Origin of the sequence: Bacillus sp. CFBP9009, assembly GCF_036541465.1 — a bacterium.
Taxonomy (GTDB): domain Bacteria; phylum Bacillota; class Bacilli; order Bacillales; family DSM-1321; genus Peribacillus.
On record NZ_JAZHFU010000007.1, the window covers coordinates 106,144 to 123,331 of the forward strand.

The 17,188-nt window shown below is 38.0% G+C and carries 17 protein-coding genes; 12 read left to right on the forward strand and 5 right to left on the reverse strand.

What is annotated here, in order from left to right; all coding sequences use genetic code 11:
• Positions 1-148: 148 nt before the first annotated feature.
• Complete coding sequence (ade, locus tag V3595_RS17875) at positions 149-1,900, reverse strand: adenine deaminase (RefSeq protein WP_485908611.1); 1,752 nt, start codon at positions 1,898-1,900, stop codon at positions 149-151.
• A gap of 31 nt (positions 1,901-1,931) precedes the next feature.
• Positions 1,932-2,417: a nucleoside deaminase gene (locus tag V3595_RS17880; protein ID WP_485908612.1), complete on the reverse strand. Its 486-nt coding sequence runs from the start codon at positions 2,415-2,417 to the stop codon at positions 1,932-1,934.
• A 226-nt stretch (positions 2,418-2,643) separates the two neighbouring features.
• Between V3595_RS17880 and V3595_RS17885 the strand changes: the two genes are divergently transcribed.
• The 10 genes from V3595_RS17885 (at position 2,644) to V3595_RS17930 (ending at position 10,369) form a co-directional block, all read left to right on the forward strand.
• Positions 2,644-3,546, forward strand: a complete 903-nt coding sequence (locus tag V3595_RS17885; protein ID WP_133346641.1) for an AEC family transporter — start codon at positions 2,644-2,646, stop codon at positions 3,544-3,546.
• Positions 3,547-3,783: 237 nt separating this feature from the next.
• Complete coding sequence (locus tag V3595_RS17890; protein WP_485908613.1) at positions 3,784-4,194, forward strand: hypothetical protein; 411 nt, start codon at positions 3,784-3,786, stop codon at positions 4,192-4,194.
• Between the two features lie 422 nt (positions 4,195-4,616).
• Positions 4,617-5,345, forward strand: coding sequence for an amino acid ABC transporter ATP-binding protein (locus V3595_RS17895; protein WP_402905349.1), 729 nt, complete (start codon positions 4,617-4,619; stop codon positions 5,343-5,345).
• Positions 5,346-5,365: 20 nt separating this feature from the next.
• A complete protein-coding gene (locus tag V3595_RS17900) occupies positions 5,366-6,193 on the forward strand; it encodes a transporter substrate-binding domain-containing protein (protein WP_485908614.1) in 828 nt (275 codons plus the stop codon).
• 106 nt (positions 6,194-6,299) lie between these two features.
• A complete protein-coding gene (locus V3595_RS17905; protein WP_133346635.1) occupies positions 6,300-6,938 on the forward strand; it encodes an amino acid ABC transporter permease in 639 nt (212 codons plus the stop codon).
• A 14-nt stretch (positions 6,939-6,952) separates the two neighbouring features.
• On the forward strand, positions 6,953-7,603 hold the full coding sequence (locus V3595_RS17910; protein ID WP_034307000.1) for an amino acid ABC transporter permease: 651 nt from the start codon (positions 6,953-6,955) through the stop codon (positions 7,601-7,603).
• 689 nt (positions 7,604-8,292) lie between these two features.
• Positions 8,293-8,649: a DUF4190 domain-containing protein gene (locus tag V3595_RS17915; protein ID WP_485908615.1), complete on the forward strand. Its 357-nt coding sequence runs from the start codon at positions 8,293-8,295 to the stop codon at positions 8,647-8,649.
• A gap of 110 nt (positions 8,650-8,759) precedes the next feature.
• Complete coding sequence (locus V3595_RS17920) at positions 8,760-9,080, forward strand: type II toxin-antitoxin system HicB family antitoxin (protein ID WP_048686335.1); 321 nt, start codon at positions 8,760-8,762, stop codon at positions 9,078-9,080.
• Between the two features lie 632 nt (positions 9,081-9,712).
• Complete coding sequence (locus V3595_RS17925) at positions 9,713-10,135, forward strand: nucleoside 2-deoxyribosyltransferase (RefSeq protein WP_485908616.1); 423 nt, start codon at positions 9,713-9,715, stop codon at positions 10,133-10,135.
• A gap of 111 nt (positions 10,136-10,246) precedes the next feature.
• Entirely contained in the window at positions 10,247-10,369 is a 123-nt protein-coding gene (locus tag V3595_RS17930; protein WP_485908617.1) for a hypothetical protein, read from the forward strand.
• A 400-nt stretch (positions 10,370-10,769) separates the two neighbouring features.
• Here V3595_RS17930 and V3595_RS17935 read toward each other — a convergent pair whose 3' ends face one another.
• Positions 10,770-11,513 (reverse strand): L,D-transpeptidase family protein, encoded by a 744-nt coding sequence (locus V3595_RS17935; RefSeq protein ID WP_485908618.1) that lies wholly within the window; start codon positions 11,511-11,513, stop codon positions 10,770-10,772.
• Between the two features lie 220 nt (positions 11,514-11,733).
• On the opposite strand from V3595_RS17935, the gene V3595_RS17940 reads away from it, so the two are divergent.
• Positions 11,734-12,186 carry a YueI family protein gene (locus V3595_RS17940; RefSeq protein WP_452445007.1) on the forward strand — a complete coding sequence of 151 codons (453 nt, stop codon included), beginning with the start codon at positions 11,734-11,736 and terminating at the stop codon, positions 12,184-12,186.
• Between the two features lie 265 nt (positions 12,187-12,451).
• On the opposite strand, the gene V3595_RS17945 is transcribed toward V3595_RS17940, so the two are convergent.
• Together V3595_RS17945 and V3595_RS17950 are read right to left on the reverse strand one after the other, a co-directional pair.
• The gene (locus V3595_RS17945; protein ID WP_485908619.1) at positions 12,452-13,519 is read right to left on the reverse strand and encodes an AI-2E family transporter; all 1,068 of its coding nucleotides are present in this window, start codon (positions 13,517-13,519) and stop codon (positions 12,452-12,454) included.
• Positions 13,520-14,071: 552 nt separating this feature from the next.
• A complete protein-coding gene (locus V3595_RS17950) occupies positions 14,072-15,340 on the reverse strand; it encodes an L-lactate MFS transporter (RefSeq protein ID WP_485908620.1) in 1,269 nt (422 codons plus the stop codon).
• A 653-nt stretch (positions 15,341-15,993) separates the two neighbouring features.
• Between V3595_RS17950 and V3595_RS17955 the strand changes: the two genes are divergently transcribed.
• Positions 15,994-17,082 carry a branched-chain amino acid aminotransferase gene (locus V3595_RS17955; RefSeq protein ID WP_485908621.1) on the forward strand — a complete coding sequence of 363 codons (1,089 nt, stop codon included), beginning with the start codon at positions 15,994-15,996 and terminating at the stop codon, positions 17,080-17,082.
• Positions 17,083-17,188 lie beyond the last annotated feature (106 nt).

Below are 17,188 nucleotides of genomic sequence, written 5' to 3' on the forward strand. Positions count from 1 at the left end.
TATCTCCTCCAAGAAAGATTTGTGTTTATTTTTATTTTAACATAGATGATACCCATATATCCTTTTCCCGTTTTATGTTGAGTTGGAACCTTTTTCTTTTAGAAGTTTTTGGGTGCGAAGAAAAAAACCCCCGACTAGGGGGTCAAATTTAATCGACTGGCTTTGAGGCTTCGATGGGAATATGCCTAAACTCAGAAACGGAGAATAAACCCTGATCCGTCAGTTTGATTTCAGGGATGACAGGTAACGCCAAGAATGCAAGTGTAAGAAAAGGGTTGAAATGCCTGTTAGTACCGAGTTTCAATAGGGCTTCATCGATTTTTTTCAATGAATGGACCACATCCATATAATTACATTCACTCATCAATCCAGCTATTGGAAGGGGAAGGGAAGCGAGTATTTCCCCATTTTGGATTACGGTCAATCCACCCTGCATTTTTTTGATTTCCTTAGCTGCCAGCAGCATATCCTGATCATTCGTTCCGGCAATGATCAAATTATGTGAATCATGGGCTACTGTCGTGGCAATTGCACCTGATTTCAACCCGAGCCCTTTGACGATTCCAAGACCTAATTGTTTGGTCAGATGATGCCTTTCAATAACAGCAAGTTTTAAATGATCAACATGTTCGGAGAAATGGAATAGTCCATCATGATTAAGTGTGACCGGTTCAATCGAATGTTTTGTAATCAAGCTGTTTGGGGTTATCTCAATAATATTAGCGAACTCATTTTTAAAAGGTATCGCCAAATCATCTTCAGTTATTTCATGAAAATGAACGGAGTGCTTCAACCCGTCGTCAATAACCTGTTTCCTATCATCTGGAAAGTTAAGTAAATGATTATTATGAACCATAAGCTTTCCATCTTTAAAGACCGAGTGGATGTTGATAGAATCAAGATCATCCAATAGAAGGAAGTCTGCCTTGTATCCAGGTGCAATTGCACCATGTTCCTTTAAACCAAAGCATTCTGCTGCATTAATGGTCGCCATTTGAATGGCAGTAATTGGCGGGACACCTGTTTCTATGGAAAGTCGAACGTTGTGATCGATACTTCCCTCAGATACAATATCATCTAGGTGCCGGTCATCGGTGACGAATAAACAACGGCGGGAGTTCTTCTCGTTAATAACTGGGATCAGGTTTATTAAGTCTTTGGCAACCGTGCCTTCCCTGATCATAAGATACATTCCTTTACGCAGTCTTTCTTTTGCCTCTTCCGCAGTAGTGCATTCATGATCCGTTTTTATGCCTGCACTCATATAAACATCGAGCTGTTGTCCGGATAATCCGGCTGCATGGCCATCGATGCTTTTGCCTAATCTATTTGCATCGTATATTTTTTGCAGCATATCCTCCTCCGTATGTGAAACGGCAGGGAAATTCATGACTTCGGCTAAACCGAGCACTCTCGGGTTTTGATAAAATGATCTTAAATCTTCACTTCTTAAGACAGCACCAGAATGCTCAAACTCCGTAGCAGGTACGCAAGAGGGCATCATGAAGTAAAAGTCAAAAGGAAGTTGATCGGATTGTTCAATCATATATTCCATTCCCTTTTTGCCAGAAACATTGGCAATTTCATGAGGATCTGCAACGATGCAGGTCACACCATGTAAAAGTAGGATTTTTGCGAGTTCAGAAGGCCTCACCATCGATGATTCAATATGGACATGGCCATCAATGAATGAAGGGCATAGGAATTTTCCTGCAGCATCGATTTCCGAAATACCCTCATAACGCCCAATTCCAGCAAAGTAACCATTGACGATCGCTATGTCGCCTGTATAGATATCCCCGTTGAAAACATCTATGATTTGCCCGTTTTTAATGACGCAATCTGCTGGTGTTCTTCCTGCTGCAACGTCAATTCTCCTTTTAAGCAAGTTTTTTTTCATATTCGTAACCCCTTTGGCCATATATAACTGGTTAATATTTCACTTTTTCAGTATTGGTTTCCCATGTTCGGAATGGTAAATCATGGTCATTAAAAGTCAATTTTTTCATTTTAATCGTGCGATTTTCCATTGGCAGGGCAAGTTCTTGGTATATAAAGTGATCATCAAAGCCAATAATTGCAGCGTCTTCTTTAGTGCATGCGTAATAAATGGCTTTTGGACGTGCCCAATAAATAGCACCGATGCACATGGGGCAAGGTTCGCAGCTAGTGTATATTTCACAATCTGTAAGCTGGAAGCTGTCGAGATTCCTGCATGCATCACGAATCGCCTGTACTTCGGCGTGAGCAGTAGGATCGTTGGCCGTTGTCACATTGTTACAACCTCTGCCTACGACTTTGCCATCTTTTACGATTATAGCACCGAAAGGACCTCCGTTCTTCGCCAATACATTTTCATTTGCAAGCTGAACAGCCATCTCCATGAATTTTACATCCACTAAAAAACACCCCTTCATATATATTTATAACCCAAAGTACTGATGTTACGTTTATTAACGTAAATATAATAAACAATATACCATATGCATGAGGAAATGAAATATTATTTTCTGAAGATAAAGAAAAATTAGTTTGTGTAAGAATATATGACGTGCAATCAAAATGGTTTAAAAGAATTTTTACAAATAATAATAAAACTGATATTGTTAAAAGAAAATCATTGGGATTATGAAGGTGAAGTGCATGGGGTTTTTGGGAGTTCTTTTACCGATATTCGGTATTTTTGTTTTAGGGTTCATCGGTCAGAAAAAGTTCAAACTTGATACAAAATCGATTTCCACGATGGCATTATATTTAATGTCACCTTTTCTTGTGTTCCGGACTTTTTATTCCGCAGAATTTACTATTAATTATTTCTACCTGTTCTTATTCACGATAGTACTTTGTCTTTCTCTTATACTGGTAGTCTACATCATATCTTTTTTCCGCAATTATACAGTCACTGAGACAAGCGGCATGATATTGGCATCGGCATTCATGAATAACGGAAACTACGGAACACCCGTCATTTTCCTGTTATTCGGAGCCGCAGGACTCGATTATGCAATCATCCTTATGGTGGGGCAGCAGTTAGTGATGTGCACGATCGGCATTTATTTCGCAGCAAAGGGCAGTCCGGAAGGTAACGGAGTTCAAACAGCGATTAAAGCTGTATGTCGAATGCCAATTGTTTATGGAGCTATTGCCGGTACAGTATTTCAGTTCGTTAACATACCTTTAAGCAATTCGGTTATGGAAGCTATTAACCTTGTTGCAAATGCAGCGATCCCCACAATAATGATTACACTGGGAATGCAGCTGGCCAACATTTCGCTGAAAAAAATAGCCTATCGGAAGCTATCAGTTTCGCTGCTCCTTAAACTTGCCGTGTCACCGGCCATTGCCTTCCTGTTATCTCTCGCTTTGCCAGTGGGTGAAATGGTCAGGCATATCATGATCATCGTAGCTGCCATGCCAACGGCGGCCAACACTACGATGTACGCGCTCCAATTCAACACGGAGCCTGAATTCGTATCAAGTGCTACGTTCATAAGTACATCATTAAGCCTGATTACGCTTCCAATCATCTTTTTCTTTGTATTATAGGAGATTATCATTCTAATTATGTGGGCAAACTTATTATATACAAGAAGCGGAGGAATCCTGGCTAATTAAAAGAGGGATCCGGAAAGATTATATGAATTACCCTTGACCTCGCGGTTAGTGAACGGACTTGGGGACTTGGATTTAGGTGTCCAAAAATTTTCATTTAAATTTAAAGGGCAAGCTTGTTAAACTGGCGTTTACTTTTTGAAAATGCCTGTATTTGATTGGAGGGGTTTTGTGTTCCAGACTAAAATTGAACAGACTAATACTGGAAAGATTGATGCCGTTTTAAAGGGAATCGTTCTGAAAACCTATGAAGAGTCACTAGAAGAAAAACTCTTGCTATGCATGGAGTGCGGTGATGTCGATTTTTATATCGCGTATTCAAATAATGAGGAACTTCAGGATGCGATAAATGAAAACTTTGAAATTGATGAATGTGGCGAAATCGTGAAAATAGATGAACATCAGGAACTTATGGATGATTTATACGATTATTTCTTGATCATTCATAAGGAAAGTGATTTGTTTGATTTTTTTCCAGCAGGTCCATATACTCACGGCGGGGAAATCCGTGAATCGGATACGGATATGCTGGCGCCAAGGGGTTTATATTCAGCGCCATTTGAAGACGCGATAAAGGAATGATGAAAAAGACAGCAATTGCTGTCTTTTTGTATTTTAAGGGCTTATTAAGCCTTCGGGAAATAAATGTTTTTTTACAAAAAGAGGGAATTTTTTTAATGGGATATCAGTTTAGATTTATCAGTTTTATGAAATATAGCAATAATATCATGAAATATAATATCGTTTTTAACAATTTAAAGTTTATATGGTAATTTTAAGAAATATTATATATAATAAAAAATGTGAATATTGAATATATTATTTAAATTACTAGTTTAAAATAACAATAAAAATGGACTATTCACTATGAATTATGAAATATTGGGAAATAATATTTGAAGAAAGGATTATACATAAGATTTGTTTCGAGTTAAGAGAGTGCTATGTTACGCTTTTAGAATTCTGATTATTATAAATTTTCAGTTTTGAGCAGGGGGCTAATTATGATAGTTTTTGACCGAGTGAATAAGTATTATGGCGATTTCCATGTATTGAAAGAAATTAATCTTACAATTAAGAAGGGGGAGGTGGTAGTGGTCATCGGACCTTCCGGTTCAGGGAAAAGTACATTGCTTCGATGCATTAATCGTCTAGAGACCATTTCGCAAGGTTCCCTTTCCGTAAATGGTCTAAATGTAGCGGATAAAAAAACGGACATAAACAAACTTCGTCGAAATATCGGTATGGTTTTCCAGCATTTTCACTTGTATCCTCATAAAACAGTGCTCGAGAATATCATGCTTGCTCCCAGGAAGGTTCTAGGACAATCCGAAGAGGAAGCGAAAAAGATTGCACTGAAGTATCTGGACAAAGTGGGAATTGGAGATAAAGCGAATTCATTTCCTTCTCAGCTTTCAGGTGGACAGCAGCAACGGGTAGCGATTGCCAGAGGTTTGGCAATGGGACCTGAAATCATGCTATTTGATGAACCTACCTCAGCCTTGGATCCAGAAATGATTGGCGAGGTACTGGATGTAATGAAAGCACTTGCCCATGAAGGAATGACGATGGTGGTGGTCACGCACGAAATGGGATTTGCCCGTGAAGTAGCGGATCGAATCGTATTCATGGACGAAGGCAGGGTTTTAGAAGAGGCATCACCGGCTGAGTTTTACGCCAATCCTCGTGAAGAGAGGGCTCGTTTATTCCTTAGCCGTATATTAAATCATTAAAAAAAACAGGGGTGAATTACATGTTGAAGAAAAAGAAATGGTTAAAATTATCTTTGCTATCCTTACTGGCTGTCATTTTATTAGCTGGATGCGGCGGGGGGAACGATTCAGACAAAGCTGAAGAGGGTGGAGGCAAAGACAAAGAAAAAGATGTTCTCGCACAAGTGAAGGAAAAGGATAAGATCGTTTTTGGGGTGAAAAATGATACAAGGCTATTCGGATTGAAGAATCCTAGTACTGGAGAGGTTGAAGGCTTTGATATTGATATTGCCAAAGCTCTTGCAGCAGAAATCCTTGGTGATGAGAATAAAGTTAAATTTAAAGAAGTGACTTCTAAAACCAGGATGGCATTATTGAATAATGGTGATATCGATGCGATTGTAGCGACCATGACAATCACGGAAGATCGTAAAAAAGAAGTAGACTTCACTGATGTTTATTTCGACGCCGGACAATCTTTGTTAGTCAAAAAGGGCAGCGATATCAAGGGTATTGATAGTTTAAAAGGGAAAAAGGTATTGGCTGTCAAGGGCTCTACTTCTTCCATAAATATCCGTGAAAAAGCTCCTGAAGCACAAGTGCTTGAATTTGAAAACTATTCCGAAGCGTTCGCTGCACTTAAATCCGGACAAGGGGATGCATTGACCACGGATGATTCCATCCTTTATGGAATGGCAGATGAAGATCCAAGTTATGAGCTTGTTGGCGGTACATTTACGGAAGAACCTTATGGTATTGCCGTGAAAAAAGGAAATGCTGAATTTGTTGAAGAGTTGAATAAAGCCCTTAAGTCACTTAAAGATTCAGGCAAGTACGATGAAATCCATGATAAATGGATTAAACATTAAACATTTTAGCAAATGGATAAGGGAAGCTGACCTTAAATAACATTTGAACATTTGTCTATGAGGATGAGCGTTTTGCTCATCCTTACTAGTTAAAGGAGTGTATGCCGTGCTTGATTTCTCCATTTTAACAGAGAATCTGGATATGTATTTATTAGGCTTTAAAAATACGATCATGTCGAGTTTGGTCGCGTTGATAGCGAGTTTGATTCTTGGTGTGCTAATTGCCATCATGCGGATTGCGCCAATAAAGCCACTAAACTGGCTGGGTACCGCCTATGTCGAGTTCATTCGGAACATACCGTTATTGATCATTACCTTTTTCTTCTTTCTCGGTCTTAAACTAAGCGGTCTATACGCCGGGACATTAGCCTTGACCATTTACACATCATCTTTCATAGCTGAGGCAATTCGAGCAGGCATACTTTCTGTGCCAAAGGGTCAAATGGAAGCTGCCCGTTCTTCAGGTCTGACATATGGACAGGCTATGAGGCTCGTCATTCTGCCGCAGGCCGTTAAAATAGTCATTCCTCCTTTAGGAAACCAATTTATCAATCTAGTAAAGAATTCTTCCATTTTAGCCGTTGTTGCAGGACTCGATCTTATGTACCACGGGGATTTGATTTCTTCAAGGACATTTGTCGTGTTTGATGTGTACATTTTCGTTGCAGCGTTTTACTTAATTCTTACCATTCCTTTAAGTTTTGGCGTTGGTTATTTGGAAAAACGTCTGGCTAAGAGTAATTGAGGGAGGTATAAGATATGGATTTTGCAGGTGCCTATACACCAGATAATCTTAAGTTTTTATTAGAAGGATTTTGGGTAACGCTCCAGGTAGCTTTTATATCCATTATTCTAAGTTTCATTATTGGCGGGCTTGTAGGTATAATCCGATACGCAAAAGTGCCGGTGTTATCACAAATATTAGCTTTGATTGTAGAAACGGTACGTAATTTGCCTCTGTTATTAATAATATTTTTTACCTATTTTGCTTTGCCGGAGATACGGATTAAACTGGAAATCATTCCAGCAGCCATAGTTGCCTTGACAATTTTTGAGTCAGCCATGCTTTCTGAAGTCATTCGAAGTGGGCTAAAATCCATTGATAAAGGCCAAATGGAAGCTGCCCGTTCATCAGGCTTGAGCTATACACAGGCATTGATACATATTATTCTGCCCCAAGCGCTGCGCCGCATGGTTCCTCCCATTGTCAGCCAATTCATTTCTTTATTAAAGGATACCTCTTTAGCAGTTGTCATCTCTTTGCCGGAGCTGACCCATCATGGTCAAATCATATATGGACAAAGTCAAAAGTATTTAATACCGATTTTGATCCTGGTGGCACTCATGTACTTCATTGTGAATTATAGCCTTTCTTTGGTAGCCCAGAGACTTGAATTGAAACGAACCTAAAAAAACGGCTCAGAAATGAGTCGTTTTCTACTTGTCTACGAGGTTCGGAAGTGTCTCACCCCTAACCATGATTATAAAACTAGACTAGGTTATCCTTCATGTAATTTCCTTGTGAACCTCATTAGATTGAAGAAATTTGCGATACTCCTGCCTTATAACTGGCTAGCCGAGACTCTGGAGGCGCTGCGCCCCAGGAGGCTTGGCATACAGTCGGCAGAAAAGGAGCGGACTTCTGAAATAAACTGGAATGTTATTTTAAGAAAAAACTGTAGGCTGGACTCATTCGAACCGAGTTTAAGACTAGGTTATCTTTCATGGTTTTATAACGGTAATCCTTAATGGATGGAATAAATTTGCGACACTCCTGCCGAATAACTGGCTAGCCGAGACCCCACAGGCACTTGTGCCGAGGAGGCTTGGCAGACAGTCGGCGGAAAGGGAGCGGATTTCTGGAATCAACTGGAATGTCATTTTAAGAAAAAACCGTAGGCTGGACTCATCACAAACCAAGTTAAGACTAGTTTATTCTTCATGGTTTTATACTGTAATCCTTAATGGATTGAAGAGATATGCGGCACTCCTGCCGAATAGCTAACTAGCGGAGACCCCGGAGGAACTTGCTTTGATGAGGCTTGGCAGACAGTCGGCGGAATGGGAGCGGACTTCTGAAATAAACTGGAATATTAGTGATGAATGAGTACACAAAAAATGAATCTTTTGCTTTTAATAACCGTATATATAAAGGAAGAAAGAAGGTGGAATATATGTCGGAAATTAAAAGAAGCAATAGCAAAGCGATTGTATCATTGATCATGGGGGTATTATCCCTGTTTATTCCATTCATAGGCATCATATTAGGTATTCTCGGTTTAATATTTGCATCGAAGAGTAAACAAGAAATTAAGCTTACTGGTGAATCTGGAGATGGATTAGTCACAGCTGGAAAAGTGTGCAGCATTGTTGGAATAATCTTGAATGTTCTCGTGATTCTGATTTTCCTGGTGTTTTTTTATTTCGTAGTAAATACGGACATAACAACCTATTGAGTGCAAATATTAACTTGACAAACAAAGAAAAGTAAATTAAACCTATATAAAATGGAAATTCATGTTATAATTAATTTAAAAACCTAAATTTTGTATGAAGGGATGATATTTTGACCATTCAAATCTTTGAGTACCCAGCCGTATTCTATTATGAAAAACACCCGTTGATTATCGACTCTTTTTCCGTTCAGGTTTGTTTCCCGGATTTTAGGCGAGAAGGAATTATTTCTTCCGTTAGCGGTAGGAATCGGGTAGATGCCTTAGCTTGTGCTCAAGAACTGCTGGAATCCATGGTCGAACATTTTATTCACGATAAAAAAACAATCCCGGATGCAAGTGAAATGGAAAAGGTAAATCTGGATAGGGGAATCAATATTTGTGAGGCTGCACCCTTCAGGATTGAAATAGAAAATATCACATATGAAAAATAAAAAACCTTGCCGGATAAAGGACAAGGTTTTTATTTTGTATTTCTTGAAATTCAATGAACATTTTGTAACCTGGAATGTCAGGCACTTAATACGTACATAGTATTATTTTTTGTAGTAAGGTGAACTCGACGGTGATCATGATCCACTGCATAAAATACCCCGGATTAACTTCACTTTCATTTATGATTTGGTGAAAGATATGTTTTCAGAGTAGGACGCCCAAGTATTTATCCAGTAGAATGCATCATCATCACCTCAAGTTTTAATCATTCTATTTAAAACAATGAAGTCTTTTGGCAAAAGGGAGTTCTATCTAAAAGTTAAACAAAGTTGATTGGAGCGGGTGTGCGAGACTCCTGCGGGTAAAGCGAGTGCCTGGAGAGGAAATTAACGTTCAAATTGCACAATCCCCTAAAAAAAACTGTAGACAAACTCGATTTTCAAAGAGTTTGTCTACAGTCTGAAACCATCATGAGCTGTAAAGGAATGATGGTTTTTTGTTTCGCTTAAAATTTCCATTTAATTATTTTTTAATTTTGGGGAAAGGATATTGCGTTCTTTATAACGAATATGTATAGTATAGGTAACGTAGGTAAAAAGTATCAATAGTTATATTTTTTGGAGGTGTATGTGTGAAATATTATATAGCATCAGACGAAAAAAATTTAAAGCAAGTCAAATCATTGATCAAGAAATTGACTTCAAAAGGGTTTACATGTGTGAATGACTTGAATTTAATTACGAATGATGAGAAAAACCAAATAACGGACGGGATTGGAGAATATGAAAAAAAGGGGATTGAGGAAGCCGATTTCATGCTGATCTTCCTAACAGCAGGAAAAGGTAATCTATATGAGCTTGGATATGCTTTATCTTTAAATAAGAAAATTATTGTGTATTCACCTGAGAAAGACAATTATCATATTAATAAAAAATCAATATTTCATAATCTGCCCGAGGTAACAATCTGCAGCGGGACCTTTTATAAGCTGGTTAAATTGATACATACGCTTTCTCCGGAAGGATCTGAAAATGATTCTCTGCATCTTAAATAATTGTCAAATGTAAAAATTTTAAGGATACCCTCTAATAATATATCTTTTGAACGAATTGTTTAGTGTATTAAAAATGAGGGTAAAAACCATTAAAAAAGGGAGAGCACTGTTTTGGCCATTATCGATATCGACCAATTATTGTTAGCCACTGAAGCGATTGCAGAAGAGTCAGTTCCATTCCATCTTGATACATTTGACATCGATCAACTTTTAGAAAAAACGGATAATTGGTAAGGAAAAGCATGCCCAGAGAGGATATGCTTTTTTTCTGACTGAAAATAACCTGATTACCGGTATGAAAAAAATACAAGTAATCAGGCAAGTGAGGATATTTTAAAGCATTGGATAAAGTTAAAACCGGCGTCCTTTTACGAATCCTAATATCACAAACATCGAGATTGTGCCAATAACAAAAATTGCTTTAATGGAATTTACGAGAATTTCATCGTACATTTGTATTACCTCCTTGTATGTAATGACAGTGCGATTATGATTAGCTGTTCATGTATAAATTATAACATAAAGTCAATAACTGATGGTGGAAAATTAAAGACGATATGGGTAATAATGTATAGGTCGGACAGTTAAAACACAAAAAAAGATATCCTCTAAAAGTGGATATCGGCAATGAAAATTATTTAAGTCCAAGCGCTTTTTTTGTTTTTGGTCCGACGATCCCATCAGAAGTAAGTTTTTTGGAACTTTGGAATTTTTTTACAGCTTTTTCTGTGTTTTTTCCAAATGACCCATCTACTCCTTTAGTGCTGAATCCAAGTTTAGTTAATCTTTTTTGCAATTCAATTACTTGGGGGCCACTGCTTCCTTTTTTTAGGGTAGAGTTGGTATTTACAGGTAGGCTCACAGATCCGCTCACTTTATATCCATTCGTGGCAGCTATGGTGGCAAATGATTTATTCGAACTGGCAATCAAGACTACAGTGTTCATTCTCACCCTATCGTACAGCCATTGAACTTCATTGTTATACATACGAATACAACCGGCACTTATATATTTCCCAATGGTTGTAGAATCATTATTGCCATGTATTGCGTACGTATTTCCGGGTGTATTCCTTGCATTGATCCCCAGCCATCTTTTACCTAGAGGGTTTTTTGGGTCTCCGCCTCTAATGTTGCCTTTATAATAGGGACGATTCACAATCTTAGTCACTACCTTGAACTTTCCTTCAGGAGTGTAGGAGGCTTTCTTTCCTGTCGCCACAATGAATACCCTCACCAATTTATCATTTTCGTAATAGGCAAGCTGATTATTGGCTTTATTGATGATAATCAGTTGTCTTGCTGCCGCACCTGAAGTATTACTGAACCCAACAAAAGTAAAGGCGAATATCAATATAAATACAATTAATTTCCTCATGTTTTTCCCCGTCCCTCATTTAAGCAACCTACATTTACACATATACTATCCTATGCATGAAGTGGGGCTAAAGTGACAATTTTTTAAAGTGGGGGTAAACTAACAATGGGTATTTTAAACCCAGAGTACTTTCTGCTTTTTTGCATACCTAAAGAATGATGGGCACTATTTTTGGCCATATTACATACATTATTGAAGTGAAAGCGGAGGTGGAAAAGAATTGTCACGCCTAAATGTGGAGGACTATCTAGAACAAGGAATCCATGGTCCAAAAGAAATAAAGCCTGGTGAACGAAGGGAATTTCTGGGCACATTACGGGAGCGCGTCGTCATCGTACTAAAAAAAAGCCAAGTCTTTGAAACGAATGTATATCCGGAGATAGAGCAAATGATGAAGCAGTATCCCCGTTCAAATTTGTTTTTAAATGGTCAGATGGACTATCAATATTTAGGGAAATATATAAAATTGGCAATGAGTCATAATATTCCTTATAAAATTGTCCTAAACAAAGATCACAATTCCGATTTGGGTCTGGTATTAGCAGAAAATAATGCCATAAACAAAGAGGAAATTCATATCGAGAAGAAATTTCATGCCCAGCAAGTTATCAAAAAGAAAAGCTTCAAAGCGTTTTTCAAACGCTTTGTTAAAAAATTATTAAACAAACGTTGATAGAATTATCAACGTTTTTAGTTTGTCTACAAAAGGAGGCACGTAAGAGACTCACCAAGAACCATGATTTAAAAACAAGAATAGGTTATCCTTCTTGTTTTTTACTGTTTTATTTGGATGAACCAACTGGAACGTTTTTAAAATCAAAAAACTGCAGGCAAACTCGCTTGTCCTAAAGTTTGTCTACAGTCTGAAAAGTTGATGAATGATTTTTGTTTTTATTTTTAAAGCGTCTTTAATTAATTGTGTAGACAACCATTCCTGATTATGCAACCCTTTTCCGTAAGCTATAAAACTTCCTGAAATTCCCTATGATTGTTTTTACTACGGAATAAGTGGGGATTGCGATTAAAATGCCAATGAAACCGTATATTGATCCTGCAGCAAGCAGCAATAAGATAATGGTAAGTGGGTGAATGTTAAGACGTTTTCCCATAATATTCGGTGTAACCAAGTGCCCTTCGACCTGTTGAACAACGGTAAGGACAATGAGTACTTTCACTGCCAACCCAATGTCTTGCTGTAAGGCAATGAAGAGGGCAGGGATGATGCTTATTAATGGACCAAGGAATGGTACAACGGTAAAAATCATGGCGAATAGGGCTAATACAAGTGCATAATCGAGACCGATAATAAGGTAGCCAATATACATCAAAGTCCCAATGACGATTGATATGATGAATTGACCGATAATATAAGTTGAAAGGGTTTTATCGACGTCTTTTAAAATCGTGTTTCCCTCTGATTCTACATCGGTCGGAATATATTTTAATAGAAATGGTCTTAATTTATCTCCATCCTTCAAGAAATAGAATAAAATGAATGGTGTAATGACCAATACTGTTAATACACTAGTGATCGTGGAAAAAATGGTATTGACATTCACTATGAGTTTTTCAGAGTAATCTTTCAAATGTGTGACCGCTTTTTCTTTCAATTCTTCCATATTAACCATGCCAAAATCATTTTTTTCAATCATGACTTCAGATTCTTTAGAGAATTCCTTGACTTTGCTGGGTAGGTTTTCAGATAATTTTTGAAATTGGTCCACGATTACAGGACTTCCAAAGTAACCTACCATCCCAATCATACTAAATATAATTAAAAAAACGGTGAAGATGCTAGCTGACCTCGGGATAAATTCAGTTAAAAAGTTAACGACCGGCCGTAATATATAGTATAAAAGCCCAGCCACAATAATAGGGAAAAACATGGCAGCGATGATTTTTTGTAGCGGCTGCAGAACATAATCAATCTTACCTAGTAAAAAAATAATTAAAATGATCAAAATGATCGCGCATGCATATTTGAAAAACGGTTTATTGATCCACAAGACAATCCCCCCTAATTCCATCTCTTACTTGATTCCCTGATTTAGCTTAATGTTAAACTAAATAACTTGTTCCAATTGTTTGGTGTAAAATGATCATTCAACTTTTTTCGATAGTGCTGTTTCATTTTTGAACATTAATGGATTACTAGCTGACCAGAAGGAAATGGGAATACAGCCTTGTTAATATAGCAGCAAGCAAACGAAAACAAGACTTTCACTGCAATATGAAGGTCAACTTTAAAAAAAATTTTGGTCACTTTGACCTTTACCTGTTCTCACGTTCATAAGTCGATAATCCCAATAAATGCATATCCCTAGACTACTGCGGTTAAGTTTAAGCAATGCTCAAAACTGCACCAGCAAGAAATCCTGCTGGGATGATAAATCGTAAAAAGTTCCAAAAAGATATCGAATTATCTCCATCCCAGAAGATATCCGAAAGTTTATTAAGAGCAGCCGCCGTTAAGGTCATAAACAAACAAAAAAGGCATCATCAAAGGTAAATTCCGGTTATGGAAGTTTACTTGATAATGCCTTTTACAAGGTTTTAAATTAGGATATTTTACTGAATGTGTTCGTTACTCCTTGTTTCTGTTCTCTTTGCATTTTTTTAATGTCCAGACGCAACCAGATGGAGATGGCAAATGCTATCGCAATTAATGCTGCGAAAACATAGAATACCGGGATGTAACTGTTCGTACTTTCTCTGATTGCAGTAACCAACATTGGTCCGCAAACCCCGCCTAGTGACCATGTAGTTAAAAGGTAACCGTGGATGGCCCCAATTTCCTTAGTTCCAAATAAATCCCCCGCAAAAGCAGGGAGATTTGAAAATCCTCCCCCATAACAACTCACTACCAGCAAGATGAGTCCTTGGAACAATAGTGTATTTGTAGTGGTAGGAAGTAAAAGGAACGCTCCGATTTGAATGATGAAGAAAATGACGAATACATTTGGACGTCCAATATAATCTGATGCTGCTGCCCAGCCAAGTCTTCCTCCGCCATTAAAGATTCCCATAATACCGACTAATGTTGCTGCACCTGCTACAGACAGACCAACAACGTCTTGAGCCATAGGTGAAGCTACCGAAATCATCATGATCCCTGCACTTGTATTTATCAATTTCATGGACCATAACATCCAGAAGTGTTTAGTTTTAACCGCTTCTTTTGCAGTTAATTGCCGTAAGTCTTTCTTAAGTTCTTTCTTACCGGACTCAATATCTTTCTTCATTCCTTCAGGTAGCCAGTTGGCCTTTGGAGGTGCAATATAGGATGCCCCTAAGAACATCAATATGAAATAGCCTGCACCTAAAATATAATATGTAGTATAAATGCCAACGGATTCCATAAGGCTTGCAGCTACTGGGGCTGTAATGAGTGCTCCGGCACCGAAACCTAATACTGCCATTCCTGTTGCCAATCCCCTGCGATCTGGGAACCATTTGACTAAAGTGGATACTGGTGAAATGTACCCAATCCCCATACCAAGTCCACTTAAAACCCCATATGTCAATAGGTAAAGCGGAAGTGAATCGACCATTACTGCTAAACCGGAACCAGCTTGTCCTAATCCGAATAATACAGCAGCGACCATAGCTGACTTCCTTGGGCCATTTTTTTCTACAAATTTACCAAAGAAGGCAGCAGAAGTTCCTGCAAGCGCCATCATTATTGTGAATGCTAACGTTACTTCTGTTTCTGACCACCCCATAGTCTCAACTAATGGTTTTTTGTAAACGCTATATGCATATGCACCACCAATGGAAAGGTGAATGGCGATAGCGGATAAAGCGATTAACCATCTGTTTTTTGTCATGTTGTTACCCCTTTTCGTCAAAAAATAAGAAAGTTGCATGCGTTTCATCTATAATACATCGTGTTGCATGCGTTTTATCTATCTTGTGGGATAAGTATATAAGAATATTATTTAGTAGTAAACTACTAAATACAAATTCATGAAAAATTTTCCTCTAGGATTGGAATTGGGAATGGTACGAAAAAACCACTTTATGGATTCGGATTAAAAATGTTATATATTCTTAGGTTTTTAATATACATATAAGGTTTGCAGGTATTAGCTTTAGTGTTTTATTCACGAATCTGCTAAAAGTCTTTTCATTTATCGATTTTCCTGGTTACAAAAAGGGAAACGATTGAATTTACTCTTAAGGTGCCATGAACCAGAATTAATCTCATTGGCTTTATTGTGATTATTTTGATAAAATTAATCTAATATTCAAGACATCTTAGCGTACAATCGGAACTGATATTTTTAGAGGTTTCAGGAATAATTGGTTCTTTTTTCAGGAATCATAGTCTGGAAATCAAAGAAAAACCCATTTATTTTAAAAAATTCCGAAAATTTCGTCTTAAAGGCTTGAACTATGATTCCTTATAGGAGTAAACTAATTAAAGATAGATTTTATGGAAGTGAAATCTTGTAAATTTAATCAACAAGGGGTTTTGGTAATGAAGGAACATGACATGCAAATCACGCTTAGTACAACAAAGAAAGAAAAACCACAAGCGGACCAGCTTGAGTTCGGTAAGCAGTTTACCGATCATATGTTTATTATGGATTACACACAAGGGCAAGGGTGGCATGATCCAAGAATTGTTCCTTATCAACCGCTCTCATTAGAGCCGTCAGCTATGATTTTTCACTATGGTCAATCCGTTTTTGAAGGATTGAAGGCATATGCAACACCAGAGGATGAAATTATCTTATTCCGTCCAGAAAAGAATTTCCAACGCTTAAATAGTTCAAATAGCCGATTATGCATACCGGATATCGACGTTGATTTTGCGTTGAAGGCCTTAAAGACTTTAATTAGCGTTGATAAGGATTGGGTTCCCCAGGCAGAAGGGACATCTTTATATATCAGGCCATTCATTATAGCTACTGAGCCTTATCTTGGAGTATCTCCATCGAATAAGTATCAGTTCATCATCATCATGTCACCAGTAGGTTCGTATTATAAAGAAGGCATTCATCCAGTTAAAATTGCAGTGGAGTCAGCTTTTACACGTGCAGTTAATGGAGGTACAGGTGAAGCCAAAACGGGCGGTAATTATGCATCGAGCCTAAAAGCCCAGGAAGTATCCGAAAAGATGGGTTATGCCCAAGTTCTTTGGTTAGACGGAGTGGAGAAAAAGTATATCGAAGAAGTTGGAAGCATGAATGTTTTCTTCAAAATTAATGGTGAAATCATCACCCCTGCTTTAAATGGAAGTATCCTTCCGGGTATTACTCGTGATTCCATTATAGAATTGCTGAAACATTGGGGTCTTCCCGTGTCGGAAAGACGCATTTCGATGGAGGAAGTCCATGAAGCCCATAAATTAGGTCACTTGGAAGAGGCCTTTGGAACGGGAACAGCCGCGGTCATATCACCAATTGGTGAATTTTTGTGGAATGGTGAAGAAATGATTGTTCAAAGCGGGGAAACTGGCGAACTTTCCAGAAAGCTTTATGATACACTGACAGGTGTCCAAACATGTAAAGTCGCAGACGAGTTGAAATGGACTACGAAAGTTGAAGAAAAAGTGACTCAATGAGACTTAAACAAAAGGGGTTCGGAATTAAAAAATTCCGAACCCCTTTTGAAATTCCCATTGAATTTTGGCCTGAAATTAAGTATTGGGGCTCAACGAGACCTCCGTG

Excerpts from the sequence above, each read along its gene's own strand:
- V3595_RS17885 (WP_133346641.1), top strand. The coding sequence starts at position 2,644 with ATGGGGTTTTTGGGAGTTCTTTTACCGATATTCGGTATTTTTGTTTTA.
- V3595_RS17910 (WP_034307000.1), top strand. The coding sequence starts at position 6,953 with ATGGATTTTGCAGGTGCCTATACACCAGATAATCTTAAGTTTTTATTA.
- ade (WP_485908611.1), bottom strand. The coding sequence starts at position 1,900 with ATGAAAAAAAACTTGCTTAAAAGGAGAATTGACGTTGCAGCAGGAAGA.
- V3595_RS17895 (WP_402905349.1), top strand. The coding sequence starts at position 4,617 with ATGATAGTTTTTGACCGAGTGAATAAGTATTATGGCGATTTCCATGTA.
- V3595_RS17880 (WP_485908612.1), bottom strand. The coding sequence starts at position 2,417 with ATGAAGGGGTGTTTTTTAGTGGATGTAAAATTCATGGAGATGGCTGTT.
- V3595_RS17955 (WP_485908621.1), top strand. The coding sequence starts at position 15,994 with ATGAAGGAACATGACATGCAAATCACGCTTAGTACAACAAAGAAAGAA.
- V3595_RS17935 (WP_485908618.1), bottom strand. The coding sequence starts at position 11,513 with ATGAGGAAATTAATTGTATTTATATTGATATTCGCCTTTACTTTTGTT.
- V3595_RS17915 (WP_485908615.1), top strand. The coding sequence starts at position 8,293 with ATGAATGAGTACACAAAAAATGAATCTTTTGCTTTTAATAACCGTATA.
- V3595_RS17950 (WP_485908620.1), bottom strand. The coding sequence starts at position 15,340 with ATGACAAAAAACAGATGGTTAATCGCTTTATCCGCTATCGCCATTCAC.
- V3595_RS17900 (WP_485908614.1), top strand. The coding sequence starts at position 5,366 with ATGTTGAAGAAAAAGAAATGGTTAAAATTATCTTTGCTATCCTTACTG.